This is a genomic window from Pseudomonas sp. CAN1 (assembly GCF_030462585.1).
GTDB lineage: Bacteria > Pseudomonadota > Gammaproteobacteria > Pseudomonadales > Pseudomonadaceae > Pseudomonas.
The window spans coordinates 53,515-76,047 of the sequence record NZ_JASMRU010000027.1 but is presented as its reverse complement, the minus strand read 5'-3'; the positions used below and the strand labels follow the sequence as shown (position 1 = coordinate 76,047).

The window sequence follows — 22,533 nt, the reverse complement described above, 5'->3', positions numbered from 1 at the left end:
GTGCGTACGATGCCAGCCATGGTTCGGGCGAAGCGCAGAAGATCACCAACGTGGCCGCTGGCGAACTCTCCGCCGACAGCACCGATGCGGTGAACGGCTCGCAGCTGTTTGCAACCAACGAAAGCATCAGCAACCTGTCCGGCGACCTCACCTTTGGCGGTACCGCCAACCAGGTAGGCTTCCTTGCTCAGGGTGCTGCCGTCAGCGACGGAGTTGGCGCCCAGGGCAATGCTGCCGTCATGGCTGGCGACTGCGCCCATGCCGATGGCCACGGAATCGACGCCGGTAGCTTCGGAGTCGGCGCCAGTGGAGTTGGCGTGGAAGTATTTAGTGCCCTTCTCGTTGATGTTGGTGATGGTATCGCCGAGGTTGGTCACGTCACCGGCAATGTTGGTGATGTCGCCGGACAGGTTGCTGATGCTTTCGTTGGTTGCAAACAGCTGCGAGCCGTTCACCGCATCGGTGCTGTCGGCGGAGAGTTCGCCAGCGGCCACGTTGGTGATCTTCTGCGCTTCGCCCGAACCATGGCTGGCATCGTACGCACCCAGGTCGGCATTCCACTGCAGGGCGTCCTGCTGCAGAGCGTCGATGTTGGTGGTGTTACCCGCCACGTCGCCCTGGATAGTGGTGATGTCGCCTTCCACGTTGGTCACGCGGTTGTCGATGTTGGCCACGTTTTCGTTGGTGTCGAACAGTTGCGAACCATTCACCGCGTCGGTGCTGTCGGCGGAGAGTTCGCCAGCGGCCACGTTGGTGATCTTCTGCGCATCGCCGGTGCCATGGCTGGCATCGTACGCACCCAGCGTCTCGTTCCACTGCAGGGCGTCCTGCTGCAGAGCGTCGATGTTGGTGGTGTTGTTGGTGATCGCATCGCCCAGGTTGACGATGTCGCCTTCAACGTTGGTGACACGGCCATCGAGGTTGGTGACGTTTTCGTTGGTCTCGAACAGCTGCGAGCCATTCACCGCGTCGGTGCTGGAAGCGGAAAGCTCACCGGCTGCGACGTTGGTGATGGTGGTGCCGTCGGCGCCGCCCAGGGTCACTTTGCTGTGGTCGTCGCCGTCGTATTGCACAGCGTTGGCCACGGACTCGGTAGCCACCCGCTTCAGCTGGGCCACGTTGACCGCATCGGTATCTTCCGCGCCGGCCGACAGGCCAGTGATGCGGCGGTCGCCGATGTTGACCTCACCTTTGGCGGTACCGCCGACCAGGTAGGCTTCCTTGCTCAGGGTGCTGCCGTCAGCGACGGAGTTGGCGCCCAGGGCAATGCTGCCGTCATGGCTGGCGACTGCGCCCATGCCAATGGCCACGGAGTCGACGCCGGTAGCTTCGGAGTCAGCGCCAGTGGAGTTGGCGTGGAAGTACTGGGTGCCCTTCTCATTGATGTTGGTGATGGTATCGCCGAGGGTGGTCACGTCACCGGCAATGTTGGTGATGTCACCGGACAGGTTGCTGATGCTTTCGTTGGTTGCGAACAGCTGCGAACCGTTCACCGCGTCGGTGCTGTCAGCGGAGAGTTCGCCAGCGGCAACGTTGGTGATCTTCTGCGCATCGCCGGTGCCATGGCTGGCATCGTACGCACCCAACGTCTCGTTCCACTGCAGGGCGTCCTGCTGCAGAGCGTCGATGTTGGTGGTGTTGCCCGCTATATCGCCCTGGATGGTGGTGATATCGCCTTCCACGTTGGTCACGCGGTTGTCGATATTGGCCACGTTCTCGTTGGTGTCGAACAGTTGCGAGCCGTTCACCGCGTCAGTGCTGTCGGCGGAAAGTTCGCCGGCGGCAACGTTGGTGATCTTCTGCGCATCGCCGGTGCCATGGCTGGCATCGTACGCACCCAGCGTCTCGTTCCACTGCAGGGCGTCCTGCTGCAGAGCGTCGATGTTGGTGGTGTTACCCGCCACGTCGCCCTGGATAGTGGTGATGTCGCCTTCCACGTTGGTCACGCGGTTATCGATGTTGGCCACGTTCTCGTTGGTGTCGAACAGCTGCGAACCGTTCACCGCGTCGGTGCTGTCGGCGGAGAGTTCGCCAGCAGCCACATTGGTGATGGTGGTGCCGTCGGCGCCACCCAGGGTCACTTTGCTGTGGTCGGCACCGTCGTACTGCACGGCGCTGGCCACGGACTCGGAGGACACCTGCTTCAGCTGGGCCACGTTGACGGCATCGGAGTCTTCCGCGCCAGCCGACAGGCCAGTGATGCGACGGTCGCCGATGTTGACTTCACCTCTGGCGGTACCGCCGACCAGGTAGGCTTCCTTGCTCAGGGTGCTGCCGTTCGCGATGGAACCGGCGCCCAAGGCAATGCTGCCGTCATGGCTGGCGGCTGCGCCCATGCCGATGGCCACGGAGTCGACGCCAGTTGCTTCGGAGTCGGCGCCAGTGGAGTTGGCGTGGAAGTATTTAGTGCCCTTCTCGTTGATGTTGGTGATGGTATCGCCGAGGGTGGTCACGTCACCGGCAATGTTGGTGATGTCACCGGACAGGTTGCTGATGCTTTCGTTGGTTGCAAACAGCTGCGAGCCATTCACCGCGTCAGTACTGTCGGCGGAAAGTTCGCCGGCAGCCACGTTGGTGATCTTCTGCGCATCGCCGGTGCCATGGCTGGCATCGTAGGCACCCAGCGTTTCGTTCCACTGCAGGGCGTCCTGCTGCAGAGCGTCGATGTTGGTGGTGTTGCCCGCCACATCGCCCTGGATAGTGGTGATATCGCCTTCCACGTTGGTCACGCGGTTGTCGATATTGGCCACATTCTCGTTGGTGTCGAACAGCTGCGAGCCGTTCACCGCGTCAGTGCTGTCGGCGGAGAGTTCGCCAGCGGCAACGTTGGTGATCTTCTGCGCATCGCCGGTGCCATGGCTGGCATCGTACGCACCCAGCGTCTCGTTCCACTGCAGGGCGTCCTGCTGCAGAGTGTCGATGTTGGTGGTGTTGTTGGCGATGGAATCGCCCATGGTGGTGATATCGCCTTCCACGTTGGTTACGCGGTTGTCGATATTGGCCACGTTTTCGTTGGTGTCGAACAGCTGCGAGCCGTTCACCGCGTCGGTGCTGTCAGCGGAGAGTTCGCCGGCAGCCACGTTGGTGATGGTGGTACCGTCGGCGCCGCCCAGGGTCACCTTGTCATGGGCGCTGCTGTCGTATTTCACCGCGTCGCTGGTGGAACCTGCGGAGACGGCCAGCAGCTGCTTGACGTTGACCGCGTCGTAGTCGTCCTTGCCTGCCGCTACGCCACTGATGGTGCGCTGGCCGGTGGCGGTGCCGACGGCGACTTCACCAATGGAGTTCTGCGGAGCGGTGAGCACGGCGGCGGTATAGCCGGTCTGTGCGCCGAAGCGAGTCACCGAATAGGCGCCGATCGCCGTGGAGTTGACCTTGTTGGCGTTGGCCGCGTAACCCAGTGCCTGAGACCTGTCTCCGGTAGCGCTGGCCAGAGTGCCCAAGGCCAGCGACTGGCTGCCGCTGGCGGTGGTGGTGTTGCCGATGGCAACGCCCGAGTTGCCGGTGACCATTGCCCTGGCACCGATAGCGGTGCCCGCACCGCCAGTATCGGAAACGGTAGCGCCATGGCCGATGGCGACCTGGTCTTCCTTCAGGGTCTTGGCCTGGTTACCGATGGCAGTACTGCCAGTCAACGCCATGGCGTCAGCGCCAATGGCGATGCTGCCCAGGCCGTCGGCACCGGCACCGCTTGGCGGCCGGCCGGTGTAGGAGCCAGTGCCGATGGCGATATCGTTGCTGCCGGTGGTCGTGGCTTCCATACCGATGGCGATGCTGTCCAGGCCGCCGGCATGGGCGTCGCCGTACTCCGGGTTGGAGGAGGTACGGAAGAACGGGATACTGGTGACCTCGGCCTCAGCCTCAGCCTGCAGGACGCTGCCGCCCATCAGCAGGCTCTTGCCAGAGGCTTCCGGAGTAGCGGCCGCGGCAACCTGCTCCGGAGCAGCCATGAAGCTCTGGGACTTGAGCAGCGAGGACACGGTCTCGGTCACGCTGGAGCCCATCATGTTCTTCAGCTGGGCGAAGTTGACCGCGTCGGTGTCCTGGACGCCAGCGTTGACATCGGTCAGCACCCGGCCGCCGAACGACACGCTGTTGGAGCGTGAAGTCCTGGTATTGGCACCGATGGCAACGGAGTTGATGAACGATGCGTTGGACTGGGAGCCCAATGCCAGGGAGTTGGCGGCGGCCGACGAAGCGCCGGCGCCGATGGCGACGCTGCCGCCGCCGGTGGCGGAAGCCTTGCTGCCGTAGGCCATGCTGTTGACGCCCGTGGCCAGGGAGCCGGGGCCGAAGGCCATGCTGTTGGTGGCCGAGGCGGATGCGCCCATGCCTACCGCCACGGCATCCTGGCCGGTAGCCGAGGAGTCGGCGCCGGTGGAGTTGGCGTGGAAGTACTTGGTGCCGTTGTTGAAGATGTTGGTGGTGGCGCCGGTGAGGTTGCTGATGTCCTGGTTGGTCTGGTTCAGCTGCGCACCGTTCACCGCCTCAGTACTGTCGGCGGAGAGTTTGCCAGCCGCCACATTGGTGACCTTCTGCGGTTTACCGGAGCCATGGCTGGCATCGTAGGCGCCCAGGGTGGCATTCCAGTTCAGGGAGTCGCCGCTGGTGCTGCTGGAGGCGGCCTGGATGGCGTCAGCCACGTTGCCGTACTTGGTGCCATTGACGGTGAAGCCTGGATCGACGGTGCCGTCGGTCTTCACCGATGCCCCGCCACCCAGCGCAGTGGCAACGGAGGAGCTGACGCCCTTGAGCTGATCGAAGTTCACAGCGTCGGTACCCTGGGTACCCGCCTTGACGTTGACGACCTGGCGCTCGGCGCCTGCGCGGCCGACCGATACGGTATTGACGCGATCGGCAACGGATGCATGACCCAATGCAACGCTGTCCTGCACAGTGGCGGAAGCCTTTTGCCCCAGGGCAGTGGAACTGTTAGCCGAGGCTATAGAGTCCCCACCCAGAGCAGTGGCGTAGTTGCCCTCTGCAGAAGAGCGGAAGCCCGCTGCTGTGGAGCTCAATCCCGAAGCTGCCGAGAAGGAACCCAGTGCACTGGAGTTATCGGATGTCGCTTTGGCGCCGTAGCCCAACGCAGTTGCCACGAACGCGGAAGAAGTGGCGGTGGCACCGATTGCAGTCGCACCAGTTGCAGTAGTGGCAGCAGAGCTGGCCCCCACCGCCACACCAAGGGCAGCCGTCGCGACAGCATCATCGGTGCCGTCATTCTTACCGCCGGCCTTGAAATAGCGCGAGTCGGAGTCACCTGCGGCCTGGATAGCCGCTGCTACGTTGGCGTACTTGGTGCCGTTGACAGTGAAGCCCGGATCGATGGTGCCATCGGCCTTGATCGCGGCGCCGCCGCCCAGAGCGCTGGCTACCGAGCTCCCAAGACCGAACAGCTGAGAGCCGTTTACCGCATCTCCAGACGAGGAAGAAACGGTGCCATTGGCCAGATTGATGATCTTGTTACTTGCCAGATCAGTTGTGGCTTTGATGGTCAAACCGTTGTAAGCATCGATCAGAGCCTTGCCAGTTCCTCCGGCCGGGGGTCCAACAAAAATGGAGGCACCACCTTTACCTACTCCGGTTCCGTAATAGTTCTCCATCATGCCGGCACCAAAAGGCTGACCGGCCGCGCAACCGTATTGAGCTCCGGCACTCCAGGCAGACGGAGCATCGTTGTCTGAGTTCGCCCCACTGACATTACCGTTGCTTTTACAGACGTAGATCGCCCCCGCATGAGCATTACCCGGCAAAAAGGAGGATCCAATCGCGGCCACACCAGCGGTCAGAATAGGGACCAGTAACTTGCTTCCTGCCGAGGCACCACTCTTCTTGCGCCCCTTGGCCATTTCCGAAGCGACGACCCAACCACCCAGGGTCGCGCTCCACACCACTCTGTAAATCTTGTTCAAGAGAAAACTCCTTGCGGGCTCAGAGAGCCACGGTTCACTGCCGGCCCAGGGAGCCGGGTTCTAAAGCCCGATGAATCAGCGGGACGAGGTTTGCCACGCGGCGAAAGGCCGGGCGCGCAGGGCGCATCCGGTGCCTGCCGTGCTGCGTAAAGGGCGATGGGCCGCGCCGGGCAAGGGCGCTACAGGCGCGCTGACGTGGCGCCCGCATGGGCAGCCAGGGCTGGCGGCGGACCGGAAATTCAGGAGAGAGGCGCGACGGCCGAAGGCATGGCGAAGGCGGCGCGTGGCCGGCCGGCAGGCCGGGAGATCGAGCAGGTGAAGAAGTGCGAGGGCGACGGAGCGCCGCATGAAGGCCAGGATGAGAGCGACCCAGGCGCAGCCGTCCCCTGGCAATCGCGGCAGGCGTTGCGGGGTGGAAACGGGCGGGATGGGAAGCGCTTTCATGGCGGAATGGGCACAGGGTTCTTCGAGGCGCTAACGATAAAAACCCGGCCGTTTCTTAATAATCAGTATCCCCAGCAGTGACCGTAGGAACTTTCCGGTAAGTCGATCCAGCCGCCTTTTCGGGCTTGCGCCGTGCCCTGCCGGCAAGGCGGTATCAGTGGATTGTCGGGCTTGCCGGCGGGAGGATTGGCGATAGCGCGCAGCGCTCTGGTACGAGCTTTGAGCAAGTACCGAGCAAGCGGACCTCAGAAGACGACGGCTTTCGGAGGAGTCCGAAGTCGTTGCCTGAAGGAGAGAAAAGCTTGGGTGGGGATGCGAACGCGCAGGTCAGTCCGTGGGATTGCCGGGAGGGCCGGCAGGGTCGATAGCCATGCGCGGTTACCAACCGTTGACCAGGGCCAACGGCGGCAATCGGCAGCACCGTCAGACCGGAGGCAGGATGACGCCCTGGAGCCGTGAGCGACGGTCGCGGGAAGCCTGGCGCTCGCGAGCTGCCCGCTCCAGTTCCTCCAGGCGCTGTTGCAGACGGGTGAGGAAGGCGACCTCATAGGCGGTACGGCGGGTGGCGCCATCCTGCTCCTGGCGACCGATGATCATGGCCGTCCAGAGGATCGGCTTGTTCGCCTGAGCCAACCAGTGCTCGGCGCGTTGCAGGGCATCATCCATGGCCGACTGGCAGTCCGCCGGCCAACCGAGCTCAAGGCCGGGCTGGCCATCAGCTGGCGGGATATGGGTGACGTAGCGTCTCTTGCGCATGGAGAGTTCCTCGATCCGTGGGTGGCGAGTGCGCCGGCCTTCGGAAAGCACAACGCACGGCTTCGCTTCTGCAAACAATGGAAGCGAGGATCAGGAACTCTCCAGACGGTTGCGGGCGAACGAAGGGCTACCAGAAAGCTTCGCGAGGAATTGAGGAAGTGAATCGGCTTGGCGGAGCGCGGGGGTAAAAGCCGGATAAGGCATCTCAGATACTCCTGCATCTATTGAGGAGCCGCCTGTCCAACCTTCTCACGGGTAGGGAGACGGACCGTGCAAGGGTGAGAAACCGGTGATGCAGGCTACCAGCCCGGGCCGAAGCCCGCCTTGCACGGCCGTCATTGAATGCGCACGGCCGATGAAGTTTCACCGGCTGTACGAATGACGCTGCCGCGCCGCATCTACACGGGTTCTCACGCCCGGCCACGACTTTCGTCATGGCGGAGCGACGTTACCGAGCCCTGTGCAAAGGCAGCAATATCAAGACCTGCGCATCCTTCCGGTGGCTGCGTCAGGGGATTCCGAATTGCGCTTCTGCCTCACGTAGTGGTGCTTTCTTGCAACAAGTTGCACACCCACCGCTTACGTATTGCAGTGCGAGTTAGCCATCAGAAGCCAACAACGGCAGTCGCCCTGTTTATTCGTAGGTCATGGTGAACACCACCGAAGAGTTGGCAGTACCCGCCTTCAGCGTGTCCGCAATCTTGATGTATCGGGCCTTCATTGGAATGGAGTAACTACCCGCGGCGCCGCTGTAGCCCGTGAAGCGTGTCTTGATATTGAAAGGCACCGGCGTGTCGTTATCGAACAGCACCTGGATACCCACTCCCGATGCAGTCGAGGAGCCATCCAGGGTGATGTATTGCGCGGGGCTGCTGATCAGGCTGGTCACTGGCTGGAACATGTAGCTTATCGACGCCATGCCGGCCATGCAGTTGTTCATCGCAAAGTTGAATGGCGTGCTGGAACTCACCGAGCCGATGCCGGTGAACTCGGAAATCTTGTGCTTGCCGAGATTGACCGTCACGTTCGGCGTCGCGCAGCTCCTGGCGGTAATGGCAAATGAGTTGAGTGAAAAGGAGGCATACAGCAGGGCATTCGACTGAGCTGTCGGGGAGGCGCTTGCGTAACCCTCCATGATGGGATTGGAAAGGCTGTAGTTCCCTGCCGAAACGGTTCCTATCGCAATGAACTGGAGGTAGGTATTACGCAGCCAGAGATCGCCGCTGTAGTTATCCGACGGAACCCCCCAGGAGTTTATCGAGTTACCAAAGTAAACCGGGGTAGCACTGCCGCCATTCCACATTTTTATCCCCACCCCCGGAACATTGGTCTTGTAGACGTTTTCTATTCCGGAGGCCTCCAGCACGGGGCCAAACTTTCCCGTCACCCACATCTTGCCGACGCAGGAAACTTTCGCAGTGCTTGTGGAATAAGGCCCCAGCACGCTCGTCAATGGCGTTCCGGGGGCGATATCTCTACTCACCGAGATGGGGGGAATTGCCGGAATGGTGTAGCTGCCAGGCCCGCCACTGGTAAAGCTGCATATCGCCGCCCAGGAGCTCTGCCCGACGAACAGAACACCGACCAGTACGGCGGCCAGGACGATGAATCGGCTTTGCATTGCCTGCTCCTTGAAGACTCCTGCGGTCTACACACCATCTAGCCTGGCTCGCAGTGGGGCTGGCTTGCCCGGCGTGAGGATAGTCGCGCCGCCTCGGCCAGATCAGCGCCAAGCTCACTGGTAGGTGATGGTGAAGGTCATCGAGCTGTTGGCCTTGCCCGCGCCAACGGTAGCGCCAGTGCGGTAGTAACGAGCCCGCAGCGGAATCTGGTAGATGCCGGCGGCGGCCTTGTTGTAGGCGTCACTACCTGGCGCACTGCCCAGCGGTACGGCTTTCTGGAATCCCTTGTCCGCTGACAGCGGGCTGTCGACATTGTCGAGCAATTGCAGGCCGATGCCCGACGCAGTGGAGCTGGCATCCAGTGCAACCACTGCATTGGTGCCGGAAACCACTGGCGTGGCAGGATCGATCCTGTAGTTGATGCCATTCCAGTTCGCCGGGCAATTGAGTTCCAGCTGGAAGGGTACGGAAGGTGAAGTGCTGCCCACGCCTGCGGAGAAGCGGTTGAGAGGAATACGCCCCATGGGCACGTCAACATTGGATGTGGTGCAGCCGGGCAGGTTGATCTTCGTGGAGCCAGTGATATTCAACAGGCCGTACGCCGTCGCCTGCAGCAAGGTCGTGGGGCTGTTGCTGGAATAGCCGCCTGCCAAGGGGGATGCCAGTTTTACAGTGCCTCCCGAACCCACTGGGCCGGTGAGGACGAGCGACAGTCCGAAAGACAGGTAACTCCCGATCGTTCCGGCGCCGTATGTGACCATGTTACGAGCAGTACCCGGAGTGGGCATGGAAGTCCCGTAGCCTGTGACCTTGACTCCGATTCCCGGAACGTTGGTGGCATAGACGTCCGCGGCGGCAGTCTGTGCCATCGAGACGCCGGATACATAAGCAATAACGGCATACCAGGTTCCATTGCAGTTGGTTGCAAGGCTCTGGGTATTTCCGGTGCTTCCTGACCAGAGTACCGCACCAACCTTGGCACCGGCCGGTACCGTAATGCTGCTGGGCAAGTTCAGGGTGACATAGGCTGGAGCTGCCGGGCTGAAAGTACAGGTGGTCGCCGCACTGGCTTCCTCCGGGGTCGCGAACAGGGCGAGCAGACATGACAGGGCAAGTCCGGCGAGTGTCAGTTTGGCTTTCTTGGCCATGGTGCGGTCCTCGTTCCTGGAAGCGCCCCTCGACGTGTCGAGGCCGCTGGTGGTCGATGTTCTGGAGTGCCGAAGATCATTGGCATCCCGTACCAGTGGATCGGTGATCGGCTCGGCGTACCGGGCAAGGTTGGTTCGGTTCACTTGCACTCGGCCTCCAGCGTGGTAAAGGGCTGCTCGCTATCGCCGTCCTGGCGCTCCGGCAAGCTGTAGTCGAGGTGGCACTGGCGACCGGGGCCTTCGCCCCAGCTCAGCGTCAGCCGGCCGCCCTGCTCCGCGCCGCGTACGAAGATGTTGCCGCCCTGCCCTACGGTGCCGACTTCATGCCCTTCTTCATCCAGGGCGGCGGCGCCAAAGGGCAGTTCTTCGCCGTTGGGGCGGCGGGCGGTGATCAGCACGGCGCGGCCGGATTCGGTTTCGAAGGTGAGCTTGACCACGGCTCCGGCGCGGGGAACGGTCTGTACGCGGGTGGTCTGCAGTTCCACGTCCATGGAGGTGCCTTCGGGGTCGAGGGTGACGTCGTTCTGCCGATAGGGCATGAGGCCGGCCGCTACGGCCTGGCCATTGCCGTCGATACGGGCCTCGCCACTGCTGGAGAGACGCGCACCCGTGGCGCCCTTGGCTTCGACCAGGCCGATGGGGCTGCCAATGTCCTGGCTGGGCATCAGCACCACGCCACCGGAATACGCCACCAGCCCGCCGGTAGCACTGACGGAGGCCTGGCGGTAGTCGTCAGACTGACTGTAGCCCGCGCCCAGGTTGGCGTAGCGCGACTGCCAGCCGGCGTTGCCGACGAAGCCGGTGCCGTCACGCGAGTCGGAGCGGCTGGCCTGCACGCCGTAGGTGTACTGGTTGGTTTCGCCGAGCGAGCCGTTGATGCCGGCGTTCTGGCTGTTGCCGTTCTGCCGGTCGTGGGTGCTGTTGAGGCTGAGGGTGGCCGGGTGGCGTACGGACGGGCCGCCCAGGGGGATCGACAGGTTGAGGGTGATCTGGCTGTCGTAGCCGCTCTGGCCGCTGACATCGTCGGTGTTGTAGGTGCGGCTGGCGGTGATGCCGACGCTGGCACGCTTGATACGGGTGTTGTAGCCCAGCGAATAGGTGGTCGAGCCGGGCTGCTCACCCCAGTAGCGGTCGCGGCTGGCGGTGATGTTGAGCTGGCCGATGCGCTCGCCGAGGTTCTGGTTGAGGGTCAGAGTCTGGCGTTGCTTGCTGCGGGCATAACCGACCGAATCCGGGTTGCTGGTGCCGGCCTTGCGCATCAGGTCATCGAGGCTGGCGGCATCGACGAGGTCGAGGTAGCCGGAGCTGGAGTAGCGGAAGGTGGCCAGGGCGAAGTCGGTGCCGATTTCCGGGAAGCTGCGCGAGTAGGCCAGTCGGGTGCTGTGGCCGGACTCGCGGGCGCCGCCATAGAGGTTGGCCTGGGACTGGGTGATGTCCAGCGACACGGCGCCGACCGGGGTATTGAAGGCCAGGCCGCCGAGGGCGCTGCGATAGAGGTCGTCGGTGGTGGACTGGCCGCCGGCATAGGCGGTCAGCCAGTTGTTGATGCCACGCTGGTAGGTGGCTTCGCCGAAGTAGGGTTGGGTCTCCTGCAGGTCATCACGGCGCAGGCGGCCGGTGGTGACCGCCCAGCGACTGCGACCGGGGCGCAGGAGGGTCGGCGTGGCCGCATAGGGCACACTGAACTCGCGGCGGGTGCCGTCGGCCTCGTAGACGGTCACTTCCAGGTCGCCGCCATAGCCGGTGGCGTAGAGGTCATTGATCTCGAACGGGCCGGGAGCAACGGTGGTTTCGTAGAGCAGCATGCCGTTCTGGCGGATTTCCACACGGGCCTGGGTGTTTGCCATGCCGCGCACGACCGGCGCGTAGCCATTGAGCGAGTCGGGGTACATGCGGTCGTCGCTGGCGATGCTGGCGCCGGTGAAGGGCGTGGAGTTGAACAGCCGGCCTTCGGTGGATTTCTCGCCGAGTACGGCCTGGGCTTTCCACGCGGTGATGTCGTGTTCGGCGGTGGTGGTGACGCGTTGCCACTGGGTGCCGCCGGACTGCTGGTCATAGCTGGCGCTTTCCTGGCTGCGCAGGCGCCAGCCGCCCAGGTTCAGGCCCATGTCGAGGCCCAGGAAGGCGTTGCTGTTGCGCGACTCGGCGGCCCCGGCGTTGCGCTGCTGGGCGGTGTAGCCGTTGAAGTTGTAGCCAAGCTTGAAGGCGTTGATGCCTTCGTCCCAGAGTTCGGGGCTGACGTAGCCACGAGCCTGCTTGACCAGCGCGGCCTGGGGAATGCTGACGTCCAGGCGCAGTTCGCCCATGTCCATGCTGGCAGTGGCTTCGGGGCTGACGTCGGCGAGATCGATGCAGGCATTGCTGGGGTTGACCCGGGCCTGGTCGAGCTTGAGTACATCGACGTTCATCTGTGTGAGGGTGGCGTAGTCGAAGCAGGCGCTGGCGTTTGCCTGGCCCTCGACAGCGCGGAATTCGATGTCCTTGCGGGCGATGCGGTAGCCGTTGACGTAGAGGTCGACGCGATAGGTTCCGGGCATGACGGGGTTGTTCTTCTCGAACCGCGAGATGTCCACCTGGCCATCGGCACTGGTGAAGGCGTCGCTGAACTCTACCCACTGGTCGTCGGCCCACAGCGCCGGGATGTGACCCAGGGCGATCAGAATGGCGAGGCTCAGGCGGGCGAGACGACAGCCAGCCAGGGGGTGAGTCACAGGGGCGATGCGTTTGTGCGGTTTCATGCTCGTAGACACCACGGTTGAGGTATCGAGGAATGCTCCGGAAGTGGCCGGTGGCATCCCGACAGGTGCGGCGCTGGGGGAAACACAGCGCCAACCTTCGATAGAAAAATTACTGCCGGGCGTCAGATCGATATGTAGGAATTCCCCCAAGGACTTGCCGGGGAAATCTCTCTATCGCCTGGGCTGAAGCAGCCGTCCGAACCAGGGCCCGGCAGGCCGCGAAAGAGTCGGCTCCGACCGGCTGTTCTTCGTTCGGAGCGCGCTTTCAGGGTGGATATGCCGATCCCGGGCAAAAACCTCCCCTGCCCAGCGTCCGGGGACGTGGGAGCTGCTGCTCAGGGGATGGGGTTGCTGAGAGGTTGCTGTGGTCTTGCAGGGCCTCAGCGGCTGAAGTCAGCCTCGTGGTTGTCAAAGCCGCCGTAGTCGTTGATGGAGGTGAACACCACCTTGCCGCCGGAGCCTTCCGGGCCGCCCATCACGGCGAAGGTTTCCTTGCCTTTGGCGGGACACATGCCGCCCTTGCTGACGCGCTCATCGCGCGGAGCACCCTTGAGGTTCACGTTGCTGAACGAGACGTTGTAAGCGGAGGGGTTATCGCACTCAACGGCATAGCCGTTGCCCTTGGCGAGCAGGCGCCAGTGAATCGCCTTGACGGCTTCGTCCGGGCTGCCTGGCAGGCCGGAAGGGCGATAGAAGATCTTCAGTCGCGAGCGCACGGCAAACTGCAGGTAGTTGCTCTCCTCGCCCTGCGCAGCCTTGGGTTTGGGCGGGATTTCCAGGACATTGAGCCAGAACACGGTTTCCCGGTCCTGGGGGACCTGGGCCTTGGTGAAGATCAGCCGCAGGGTCTGCCCCTTGCCGGGGTTGACGCGCGACAGCGGAGGAGTGATGACGAAGGGCGCCTTGGTGGTCTCGGGGCGTACGCTGGCATCACCGGTGTCGACCCAGGCCTGCACCAGTCGGGCGTCCTTGTCGTTGTTGACCATGCTGACCGATACCTCGCTCTTGCCAGCGGGATAGACCACACGGGTGCCATTGATCTCGATGCCGGCATGGGCCAGGCCGATGGCGGCCAGCAGCGGCAACAGGCAGAGTTGGCGAGGCAGAATCTTCATGGCGAATCTCCAGCGAACAAGGGGTGATCCGATCCCGGGGCAAGGCCGGTTGGCCCTGCCCCGGTACTCGGTCAGTTGTAGCTCATCGAATAGACCAGACTGGTGTTGACCGAGCCTGCGTCAACCGGGTCCACGGCCAGATACTGCGCGGCGTAGTTCAGGGTTGCGCTGTTGCCCTGGGTGGTGGCGGCCGGCTGGTTGCTGCCGCTGACGACGGTGGCGCCATTGGCGTAGGTGCCGTTCACGCCGAGGTTGATCGGCTGGTTGTTGGCCGGGTTGACCAGACGAACCTGGACGCCCGAGGCGGTGCCGGTGTTCTTCAGGGCGCCGGTGGCGTAGTCCAGCTGCAGGGTCTGTGAGGTTTCCACGTTCATGGCTGCTGTCTTGCCGTCGGCGCAGTTGGCGCCACCCAGGACCAGGGAGAAGCTGGTATCGCCGGCAGTGCTGCCAACGCTCGGCAGGGCGGATTTGCTGACGGTCGGCATCTGCACGGTGATGTCGCCGGTACCGGTGGCCGCGCCGCCGCCGGAGACGGTGCAGGTGGTGTCGGTGATTTCACCCTTGAAGGTGATGGTGCCGTCTTCGGCCATGGCGCTGCTGGCAAGGCCGGACAGGCCGACAGCACTGATCAGGGCGGCGGCGGAAATGCGTTTTTTCATGCTCATGGTTGACTACCTGTAGGTCGGATGGGTATTGCCTTGGGACGGTGTCCAAGGTGGTTGGCGCCTTCGCTTTTGCCCTTCAGAACGGTTAACAGGCATTGCGCGAAAGGTGCCGTGGAGAGCGGTTGTTCTTGCTATCCAGTGATGAGAAATTTACCGAACCCTAAGAAGCCGATATGTAGGAATACCCCCTACAACCCATCAGTGAATTCCTTGATTCCGACACCAAAGGTAGTGACGGAACGGGTAGTCATTTCCTCAGGAAAGAAGTCCCACGCATGAACGGCAGGAATTGGAATTCAGGGAAGTGGTGGGCTCACTCGTAGGTAAATTCGCGAACAGCTGATCCAGCCAGATCAGATGCTCGAAAAAACAAAGGGCCGATCACGCTGCATGCGCGATCGACCCTTTGTTTCGCTGACAGTATCGGGGAGTTATTCGCCCTCTGTTGCGGCAACGGCATTGCTGATGCTGCTCAGCGCGCTGTTGAAGCGAACCGTCTCGTTGAAGCCCTTGACGATGGCACTGAAACGGTCCTTGGCATCGACCAGTTGCCTGAGGCGCACCGCTAGCTCAGCCGCCTGTCGTTGCTGGGCAACATCACGTTCGTCCAGCTCCTTTGCCCGGCCTTGCAGCTGTCCGGACAGGCGGTCCAGACTGCGCTGCTCCTGCTCCTGCAACTCAGCGCGCTTGATCGCGGCACGATCGCGACTCTCGACACTCTCGGCCAGTGCCTGCAGGACCGCACTTCGCTCAGCGAGCAGGGCGGCGTTCTGCTCGGCAGCCAGCTCGACGCCCAGCTTCTGTTCCTGCAAGCCCTGCTCATGCATACGCAGACGGTCTTCCCATTCCGCCAGGAGGCGTTCCCGGTCCTGAGCAATGGCGCGCCGCTCTTCCAGGGCGTCCTGTACCTTGAGCATCTCCTGGCGCTGCCGGGACAGCCCGTTGGCCATGCCGGCCAGGGAATCCAGCGTGGCTTGCACGTCGTGCAGTACGCCATCGGTTTCCATCGCGGCGGTTGCAGCGACAGGCTCCTGATCCGCGACGACCTGGGTTTGCAAGGCCGACGGCCGAGCAGGGTATTCAGGTGGTTCGCGGCGGGCGGATGCAGGCATGACGGTAGGCTCCTCGTTGGCTGGATGCAGACAACTCTGCTCGGCGTACTTCGACTCGCGCAGCTGCGGCGAAGGGTCTTGATGGGTGCAGGATGACTCGAGTTGATGCAGCTGCCGCTCCAGGGCTGCCAGCTCATCGACGGCAGAAACCGGGCCAGTGCCAGCGCGGTAGGCGCGCGGATCGATACCTGCGGTTTCGCCGTATTCCGGTACATCCGGAGTCGGTGCGGGTTGCGGATTCATCATTGATCTCCATTGTTCCGACAAGGCCGCCAACCGCGGCCCGTTGCTGGTGCCGGCGAGATTTCGACGGCGTGGATACAGCGGTGATTGTTTTCGATGAAGGCAATGGGGGATGTCAGTAGCTCCTGACAAGCGTGAAGGAAAATTACTTGTTCAACAGGTGGAGTCCTGCGCCCTGCCGTCATCATCTAGGGAATCAAGCCGATTTCCCGGCAGATCGCGATGAGGTCTTCAAAAGATGCCACCTCCAGCTTGCGCATCATCTGTCGCTTGCAAAGATTGACCCTGGCCCCCGTGGTCTGCAGAAGCATGGCCAGGGACGCTGGCGAAGTTCCCTCACACAGCCCATGAAGGACAGCCACGTGTTCGGTGGAAAATTCCAGGGCCTTCTGCCAGCGAGCGTCGCTTTCAGATAAGGACGAGCTGTACTCGGGAAAAATCAGGGCTCCCTGGAGCAGCGCATCGATCACGCGCGACAGCAGCTCCGGACAATCAGCAAGGGAGATAAAGCCAGAGGCGCCGTGCCCTATCGCACGCCGAATGTTCAGGGAGGAGGTCAGGTTGGAGCAGACCAGCACCGGAGTTGCCTGAGCCAGCCCCCCCTGGCGACGAAGCATCCGCACCAGCTCCAATCCATGGATGCCCGGCAACTCGGAAGCCACGATCAACAGTTCGCACCGGCCAGGTTTCAGCCATCGCAGGGCCTCCGTTGCCGAGCCGAGCCTGAATACCCGCCGATGGCCCACCCATTTGTGGAGCTTGTCGAACGGGTGCCCTTCAGGAGTCACCAGCAGCACGCGAGCCATGCCCCCTCCCGCAATCACGACAGAGAAGTGGCCGCCATTCCGACAGCACCCTCTCGATACTCGATTGTTCCGACATGATCACATCAGCGCCCGGCGGCGGCGTGAAGCAACTGCCGCAATTCGAACACGCCAGCACAGGGACGGCAGCGCGCCTCCGGCGGCGAAATCATTCCGTTACTGTCTTGGAGATCGCAGACAGGGTGCTGTTGAACTGCACGGTTTCATTGAAGCTCTTCACGATGGCACTGAACTTGTCCTTCGCGCCCTGCAGTTGCTTGAGCCTGAGTGCAAGCTCCTCAGTCCTGCGCTTCAACGCGCTCTCACGCTCATCCAGTTCCGAGACGCGTGCGCGCAGCCCTGCTGATATCCCATCGATACGCTGCTGCTCCGCCTGCACGGCTTCCGCACGCTTGAGCGTGGCGCGGTCACGGGCGTCAACGGTCTGGGCGAGTTCCTTGAGCGCTTCGCTCCGCTCGGCCAGTAGTCGATTGCCGTCGGCAGCGGCCCGGTCGAAGTTCGTCTTGGCGTCCTTGAGGTGGTTCTCCATCTGGCGCAGGCGCTCTTCCTTTTCATCGACCTGACGCTCGCGCTCCTGCAGCAGATTGCTCCTTTCCTCGAGCTCGTCGAGCAAACGTACTGTCGCCTGCTTCTGCTGGGTCAGCCCCTGGGCCATGCCGGCCAGGGAGTTGAGCGTGCTTTGAACGTCGCTCAATACATCATCCGGCTCGGTTTCCAGGCGAGGCACGATCAGCGCGGCGCCAGTTTCTTCGAGCTCCGGGATTTCGGCGTGAGGAATTATGTCCTCGACCGTGGCTTCTGGGATTTCGCTCATTTCATGTTCCTTCCGATCAGGGCTGTTCATCTGCATTGCATCGCCGTGCTCACTGGGCACGACCTCGCCGGGCGGGGGCGTCATGTCCCCTCGGGCGACAGCCGCACCGAGCGGGATATCACTTGCATCAGGTTCGCTAACGTCTTTCATCGACTGCTCTCCGGCATCCATGGCGAGTTCCAACTCTTCCGTCGACTCCGCCGCGACGACTGCGCCTGCTGCGAGCAGTGCAATCTCCTGTCTCTGGGGCGCATCAGGAAGCGCATCGGCAGATGCGTCACGTTGCCCGCCAGTAACCGTTTCCCACGGGTGCCAACCTGCTTCGGTTATCGGCGCGGCGTTGTGTCGAAGCTCGGCCAGACTGGCGTGCCGGGGCCAGGTCTTTTCTCCAAACCGGCCCCAGCACAGGGCGGGCATGTCGCGCAGGACCAATGGAACCAGGAGCCCCTGCGCGATCGGGTAGTCAGTGGTTGTGTGCCTGCGGGGGCTTGCAGGTCGGTTCATCGTCGCCCTCCGGCGGCTGGGTTTCTGGAGCGCGCAAGTTTCACCTGCCCCAACGCATGGGCGTTATCGGCGTTCCCCGTAACGCGCGAGGAATTTTCCGATTGGAGGGGAGTTGCCCTACATCAAGTGCCGAGAGGCTCGCCGTCGGCTGGTTGCGGCTGCGCTCAATTGCGCCGGAGAAGCCGGCCCAGATCGAGCAGGACCGTGAGCACCAGTAAAGGCAGGAACATGAAAAGAATGCCGGCCCCCATGGTTGAGGAGTGCTCCGGAACGATGGCCAATTGCGCGGCCATTGGAATGGTCGCCAGGACGATCACCACCTTGATCAAAAGCGATGCGAAATCCAGCGTCATGTCCATGGTGGCTTCTACTCGGTGGTCTTGAAGCCCACAGATGTAGAGGCCGGCGGCAGTGGCGAAAATCGGATTTCTCCCCAAGCCTGCGCAGATATCTCCGAACCAGCCTTGCAGGGCTCTAACACGGCAGGTGGAGTCACATCACTGCAATGATTTCGACTTAATCTGCGCGCCATCCACGCCTTACAGGGAACCTGTTTCATGTTGCACAGAGCGCGCACCAGCGACTCGGACACCTGGCTCACGACAATCACGTGGCTGGTCATCGGCTTCATCTGCTATGCATTCCCGTGGCAGGCATACGCGGCATTACCCTCCTCCCAGGGCGGTGAGCCGGTGCTGCGAATCCAGGGCTCCAATACCATTGGCGCGCACCTGCTGCCGGAGCTGGTCAAGGGGCTGATGATCAGCGAGGGCTACAAGGATGTTTCCGATCAGGCCGGCAAGGCAGAGAACGAACGACGTATCGTCGGCCGCTCGGCAGACGGTCGCGAGGCCATCGTGGACCTGGCAGCCCACGGCTCCAGCACCGGCTTCGTCGCGCTGAAGGACAATACCGCCGAGCTGGCCGCCGCTTCGCGTCCGATCAAGGACGCCGAGGCTGCGGGGCTCTCTGCATCGGGCAACCTGCGCAGCGCCAAGGCCGAGCAGATCATCGGCATCGATGGCCTGGCCATCATCGTCAACCCTGCCAACCCGCTGGATGAGCTGACCACCGATACGCTGGCGAAGATTTTCTCGGGGGAGGTGAAGACCTGGGAGGAAATCGGCGGCAAGGGCGGCGCCATTCGCCTGTACGCCCGCGACGACAACTCCGGCACCTTCGATACCTTCAAGGAACTGGTACTGGCGAGCCATGGCAAGGCGCTTGCCAACGGCACCCAGCGCTACGAGTCGAGCGACCAGCTGTCGCAACAGGTGAGTTCCGATCCGCAAGGCATTGGCTTCGTCGGCCTGTCGTCGATCCAGAAAGCCAAACCGCTGCTGATCGCTGACGGTCAGTCGCTGGCGATGCCGCCTTCGACCACGCTGATCGCCACCGAGGACTACCCGCTGTCGCGGCGGCTGTTCCTCTACATGAAACCCGAGGAAAGCAATCGCTGGGCGCGCGCTCTGCTGCAGTTCGCCCAGGGCGACGAGGGCCAGAAGCTGGTCAGCGCCAGCGGCTTCGTCGGCCAGCGCGTGCAGGCGGTGAAGATGGTCCCGCGCGCCAGCATGCCCGAGTCCTACCAGGCGCTGGCACGCGATGCGCAGCGCCTGTCCGTGAACTTCCGCTTCCGCGAGGGCAGCGCGACGCTGGACAACAAGGCTCAGCGCGATATCGACCGGCTGCTGGCGTACCTGCAGCAGAACGGCAAGATGAACAAGCAGACGGTACTGGTCGGCTTCGGCGATCCGAAGCAGGACCCGGCACGCGCCGAGCTGCTGTCCAAGCTTCGCGCGATGGCAGTGCGGCGCGAGCTGGCCAAGGACGGCGTGATGTTCCGCGAGATCAGCGGCATGGGCGATGCCCTGCCGGTCGCGGCCAACAGTGACGATGACGGGCGAGTGAAGAATCGCCGCGTCGAAGTCTGGGTCTACTGAGCGCCTCCGGCATCAACGTCGAAAAGGCGGGCGGCGCCGACTGCTGCCCGCCCTGCCCTCACTCGCTGCAAGCGGACTTTTCCTGCGCCCGGCCCAGCAGCTCCCGCCGTACCTGGGCTACCACACCAGCCCAATCCCCAAGGCATTGCTGACGGACAATCCTTACCGAGTCATACCATGGGGTAATGCATTCGTCCTGACGCCACAGATAGGAACCGACCCTGTCGAGCAGCAAAAGCGTCGGCGCGCCAAGGGCGCCAGCCAGATGAGCCGTCGAGGTGCAGGTGCTGACCACGCAGTCGACCGAGGCCAGCAGTGCAGCAGTATCGGCGAAGGACGCCAGTGATCGGCTGTGATCGACTATCGGGAATCCTTCGGCAGCCAGCTGCTGCGCGAGCTCGGACACCTGCGGGTTGACCGAATGGAACAGCACCTTGTCCAGGAGCATCAGACTCCGCAGATCCGAATGTCCCAGTGAACGGAGAGCATTGCGGACCTGCTGTGGATTGCCGGTCCAGGCCAGAGCGACCTGCAATCTCGGATCCTTGGCGAGTTGTCGACGCCATTCACTCGTGAGAGCCGCACTCGCTGTCAGATAGGGCGTCCCGGAAACATCCGCTTCGCTGATACCGAATGCGGCACAGGCGCTCATCAGGGGCAAGTGGTAGTCGGTCAGGCGCAAGTGGTCGATATCCAGCTCTACCTCCGCAGGAATCAAGAGGCGGAACAGCTCTGCCAGCGGACCGAAGCAGCCGAACACCAGTCTACCGCCCCGCTCGCGGACCGACCGGGCAAAACGTGGCAGAAAGCGCACCAGCAGGATGGCGTCGCCATGTCCCTGTTCCAGCCATATGCCCAGTGTCCTGCCCGCCAACGGCTCACCGTGCCAGCGCGGGACGCCGAGTTGACGCTCCCGTAGCTCCTGCTGCGCGCCGAGCTGTGCGATGGCGCCGAAGCGTGAATCCATGTTGGCCCAACCCGTTTCCCAGTGCCCCAGGCGCAGCTCCAGTTCGGCCAAGGAAAGTCGCAGCTGTGCGTCGTCGTGCCTTGTTGTGATCAGCTCGCGCGCGGTATCCAGCGCTTCGCTGTAGCGGCATTCATCCGTCAGGGCGAGGACCAGATTCTTCGGGGCATGCTGGTGGTGCGGATCACAGTGCAAGGCTTGACGGGCCACCTCCACTGCCTCGCGGCAACGCTGCTGCGAGCGCAGGGCGATGCTCAGGTTGGACCAGGCATCAGCATTGGATGGGGCTGCCGCGAGTAATAGCTGGCAGGTACTTTCCGCATCGCGCCAGCGTTTGACGGCCAGATAAGCTGCCGAAAGGCAGACGGCGAACTGCGCACGCTCCTCGGGTGCCAACTGCCAGGCCCGTTCCAGTGCCGGCAGGGCTTCCTGCGAGTTGGCGTCTTCCAGCAGCAGGTGACGACCCAGATGGAACCAGACCCAGGCCAGGTCGGGATAGCGCTGGCAGGCACGGCGCGCGAGCACCAGCCCTGCCGGCTGGAGAAAGGCGTCGTCGGCCAGTCGCTCCAGCAGCGCCAGTAGCTCATCCACCGAGAGCCGCTCCGACGCTTCGATCATCCGTCCGAGCAGGCGCCAGGGATCGGCGCAGTTCACCGCTTGCCGATGGAGTCCGACTGCCTGCCCAACGACGCTGGCCAACTCGCGCAGAGCAGGATTTTCAATCTGCAGCATTACGCAACTCCCCTTCCCGTCCTCGACTTACTTCTGCGGAACGTTGAGCAGTTGCGCCACTTCCGGCTGGAAATAGGCAGTACGCAAACGGTACTGGTGACCCAGGAGTTGCCCGTTCCCGTACCAGAGCACGCCGTTCTGGGTCAGCGTCAGACCCTTGTCCAGCGAGAGGTCGAAGCGAACGCCGGTAGTGCTGGAGAATTCAAGGCGCCCCTCGCCCATGCCGGTCACCAGGTAATTCGCGCTAGCCGACGGTAAATTCGCCGGAACACGGGCGATGTAGGTAGGTGCCAGGCGGCTGAACAGTTCGCGCGCCTGCTCCCGGTAGGCATCGACATCGAGCCCCGGCTTGCGCTGGAGGTTTTCGGCGATGAGGGCAAATACATCGGCGTTGGTCCGTGCCTGGGCAATCCGGATGGGCAGGACACTGCCGAGTTTCTTGTCGTCCACCTGGAGCGTTGGCTGAACCGGCTTTTCGGCGACCTTGTCCTTGCCCTTTTCATCGGACTGCGGGACGGCCTTGAGATAGGGTTTAGGATTGAAAGCGAGCAGCACATCGGTGGCTTGGTAGGCAGCGCAAGCCGTTGCCTGGGCAGCGCGATCACCGTTGACCAGCAGTGCGGTCGCATCCTTGCTCTGCCGCGGAAGCCGCGCGGAGTCGATGCCCATGCCGGCCAGTTGTGCATTGACCTGATCCTGCTTTAAATCGCCCCGCGCCAGACCGCATATCTGCGCCATGAGCGCGCCACTGCGCTGCCCCTGGAAAGTCGGAGCCAGGGACAGGACCGCTTCCTCGATGACAGGCAGCGCCGGCACGCTGACCCAGTTCTGCGGGACCGGTGCGCGCGGCCGTGCCTGTTGCAGAGGGAATTCACAGCCTGCCAGGGTTGAGCCGACGAGCAGGGCGATTGCGAGATGCTTGAGTTTCATGTGCGTTCTCCGGAAGCGGGAATAACGAGCAGAGCGCCACCGGAATGACCGTTGGCAACGAGTGGCGCCA

Annotated in this window: 13 protein-coding genes and 2 pseudogenes; 2 read left to right on the top strand and 13 right to left on the bottom strand. The window is 62.9% G+C overall.

Annotated features, from left to right (window positions below):
• Window positions 1-50: 50 nt before the first annotated feature.
• A pseudogene (locus QO207_RS31565) lies at window positions 51-104 on the top strand (hypothetical protein); the annotation flags it as partial.
• A gap of 141 nt (window positions 105-245) precedes the next feature.
• Here QO207_RS31565 and QO207_RS25290 read toward each other — a convergent pair.
• The 11 genes and pseudogenes from QO207_RS25290 to QO207_RS25240 form a co-directional block, all read right to left on the bottom strand.
• Window positions 246-5,912 (bottom strand): annotated as a pseudogene (locus QO207_RS25290) (ESPR-type extended signal peptide-containing protein); the annotation flags it as partial.
• A gap of 867 nt (window positions 5,913-6,779) precedes the next feature.
• Complete coding sequence (locus QO207_RS25285; protein ID WP_301535008.1) at window positions 6,780-7,112, bottom strand: LasR-specific antiactivator QslA; 333 nt, start codon at window positions 7,110-7,112, stop codon at window positions 6,780-6,782.
• A 634-nt stretch (window positions 7,113-7,746) separates the two neighbouring features.
• Window positions 7,747-8,733, bottom strand: coding sequence for a fimbrial protein (locus QO207_RS25280; RefSeq protein ID WP_301535007.1), 987 nt, complete (start codon window positions 8,731-8,733; stop codon window positions 7,747-7,749).
• 114 nt (window positions 8,734-8,847) lie between these two features.
• Window positions 8,848-9,882 (bottom strand): fimbrial protein, encoded by a 1,035-nt coding sequence (locus QO207_RS25275; protein ID WP_301535006.1) that lies wholly within the window; start codon window positions 9,880-9,882, stop codon window positions 8,848-8,850.
• A gap of 140 nt (window positions 9,883-10,022) precedes the next feature.
• Entirely contained in the window at window positions 10,023-12,620 is a 2,598-nt protein-coding gene (locus QO207_RS25270) for a fimbria/pilus outer membrane usher protein (RefSeq protein ID WP_301535005.1), read from the bottom strand.
• Between the two features lie 380 nt (window positions 12,621-13,000).
• A complete protein-coding gene (locus QO207_RS25265) occupies window positions 13,001-13,735 on the bottom strand; it encodes a molecular chaperone (RefSeq protein WP_301535004.1) in 735 nt (244 codons plus the stop codon).
• 71 nt (window positions 13,736-13,806) lie between these two features.
• Window positions 13,807-14,400 (bottom strand): fimbrial protein, encoded by a 594-nt coding sequence (locus tag QO207_RS25260; protein WP_301535003.1) that lies wholly within the window; start codon window positions 14,398-14,400, stop codon window positions 13,807-13,809.
• Window positions 14,401-14,831: 431 nt separating this feature from the next.
• On the bottom strand, window positions 14,832-15,755 hold the full coding sequence (locus tag QO207_RS25255; protein WP_301535002.1) for a hypothetical protein: 924 nt from the start codon (window positions 15,753-15,755) through the stop codon (window positions 14,832-14,834).
• A 188-nt stretch (window positions 15,756-15,943) separates the two neighbouring features.
• On the bottom strand, window positions 15,944-16,561 hold the full coding sequence (locus tag QO207_RS25250) for a response regulator (protein WP_301535001.1): 618 nt from the start codon (window positions 16,559-16,561) through the stop codon (window positions 15,944-15,946).
• A 166-nt stretch (window positions 16,562-16,727) separates the two neighbouring features.
• Entirely contained in the window at window positions 16,728-17,897 is a 1,170-nt protein-coding gene (locus QO207_RS25245) for a hypothetical protein (protein WP_301535000.1), read from the bottom strand.
• 164 nt (window positions 17,898-18,061) lie between these two features.
• Window positions 18,062-18,256, bottom strand: a complete 195-nt coding sequence (locus QO207_RS25240; protein ID WP_301534999.1) for a hypothetical protein — start codon at window positions 18,254-18,256, stop codon at window positions 18,062-18,064.
• A gap of 198 nt (window positions 18,257-18,454) precedes the next feature.
• Between QO207_RS25240 and QO207_RS25235 the strand changes: the two genes are divergently transcribed.
• A complete protein-coding gene (locus QO207_RS25235; RefSeq protein WP_301534998.1) occupies window positions 18,455-19,837 on the top strand; it encodes a substrate-binding domain-containing protein in 1,383 nt (460 codons plus the stop codon).
• 58 nt (window positions 19,838-19,895) lie between these two features.
• On the opposite strand, the gene QO207_RS25230 is transcribed toward QO207_RS25235, so the two are convergent.
• Together QO207_RS25230 and QO207_RS25225 are read right to left on the bottom strand one after the other, a co-directional pair.
• Window positions 19,896-21,533 carry a tetratricopeptide repeat-containing glycosyltransferase family protein gene (locus QO207_RS25230; protein ID WP_301534997.1) on the bottom strand — a complete coding sequence of 546 codons (1,638 nt, stop codon included), beginning with the start codon at window positions 21,531-21,533 and terminating at the stop codon, window positions 19,896-19,898.
• A gap of 27 nt (window positions 21,534-21,560) precedes the next feature.
• Window positions 21,561-22,463: a hypothetical protein gene (locus tag QO207_RS25225; RefSeq protein WP_301534996.1), complete on the bottom strand. Its 903-nt coding sequence runs from the start codon at window positions 22,461-22,463 to the stop codon at window positions 21,561-21,563.
• Between the last annotated feature and the right edge of the window lie 70 nt (window positions 22,464-22,533).

What these genes read in the sequence shown, in the direction of transcription:
- QO207_RS25285 (WP_301535008.1), bottom strand. Translation starts at nt 7,112, where the DNA reads ATGCGCAAGAGACGCTACGTCACCCATATCCCGCCAGCTGATGGCCAG.
- QO207_RS25280 (WP_301535007.1), bottom strand. Translation starts at nt 8,733, where the DNA reads ATGCAAAGCCGATTCATCGTCCTGGCCGCCGTACTGGTCGGTGTTCTG.
- QO207_RS25275 (WP_301535006.1), bottom strand. Translation starts at nt 9,882, where the DNA reads ATGGCCAAGAAAGCCAAACTGACACTCGCCGGACTTGCCCTGTCATGT.
- QO207_RS25270 (WP_301535005.1), bottom strand. Translation starts at nt 12,620, where the DNA reads ATGAAACCGCACAAACGCATCGCCCCTGTGACTCACCCCCTGGCTGGC.
- QO207_RS25265 (WP_301535004.1), bottom strand. Translation starts at nt 13,735, where the DNA reads ATGAAGATTCTGCCTCGCCAACTCTGCCTGTTGCCGCTGCTGGCCGCC.
- QO207_RS25260 (WP_301535003.1), bottom strand. Translation starts at nt 14,400, where the DNA reads ATGAGCATGAAAAAACGCATTTCCGCCGCCGCCCTGATCAGTGCTGTC.
- QO207_RS25255 (WP_301535002.1), bottom strand. Translation starts at nt 15,755, where the DNA reads ATGAATCCGCAACCCGCACCGACTCCGGATGTACCGGAATACGGCGAA.
- QO207_RS25250 (WP_301535001.1), bottom strand. Translation starts at nt 16,561, where the DNA reads ATGGCTCGCGTGCTGCTGGTGACTCCTGAAGGGCACCCGTTCGACAAG.
- QO207_RS25245 (WP_301535000.1), bottom strand. Translation starts at nt 17,897, where the DNA reads ATGAACCGACCTGCAAGCCCCCGCAGGCACACAACCACTGACTACCCG.
- QO207_RS25240 (WP_301534999.1), bottom strand. Translation starts at nt 18,256, where the DNA reads ATGGACATGACGCTGGATTTCGCATCGCTTTTGATCAAGGTGGTGATC.
- QO207_RS25235 (WP_301534998.1), top strand. Translation starts at nt 18,455, where the DNA reads ATGTTGCACAGAGCGCGCACCAGCGACTCGGACACCTGGCTCACGACA.
- QO207_RS25230 (WP_301534997.1), bottom strand. Translation starts at nt 21,533, where the DNA reads ATGCTGCAGATTGAAAATCCTGCTCTGCGCGAGTTGGCCAGCGTCGTT.
- QO207_RS25225 (WP_301534996.1), bottom strand. Translation starts at nt 22,463, where the DNA reads ATGAAACTCAAGCATCTCGCAATCGCCCTGCTCGTCGGCTCAACCCTG.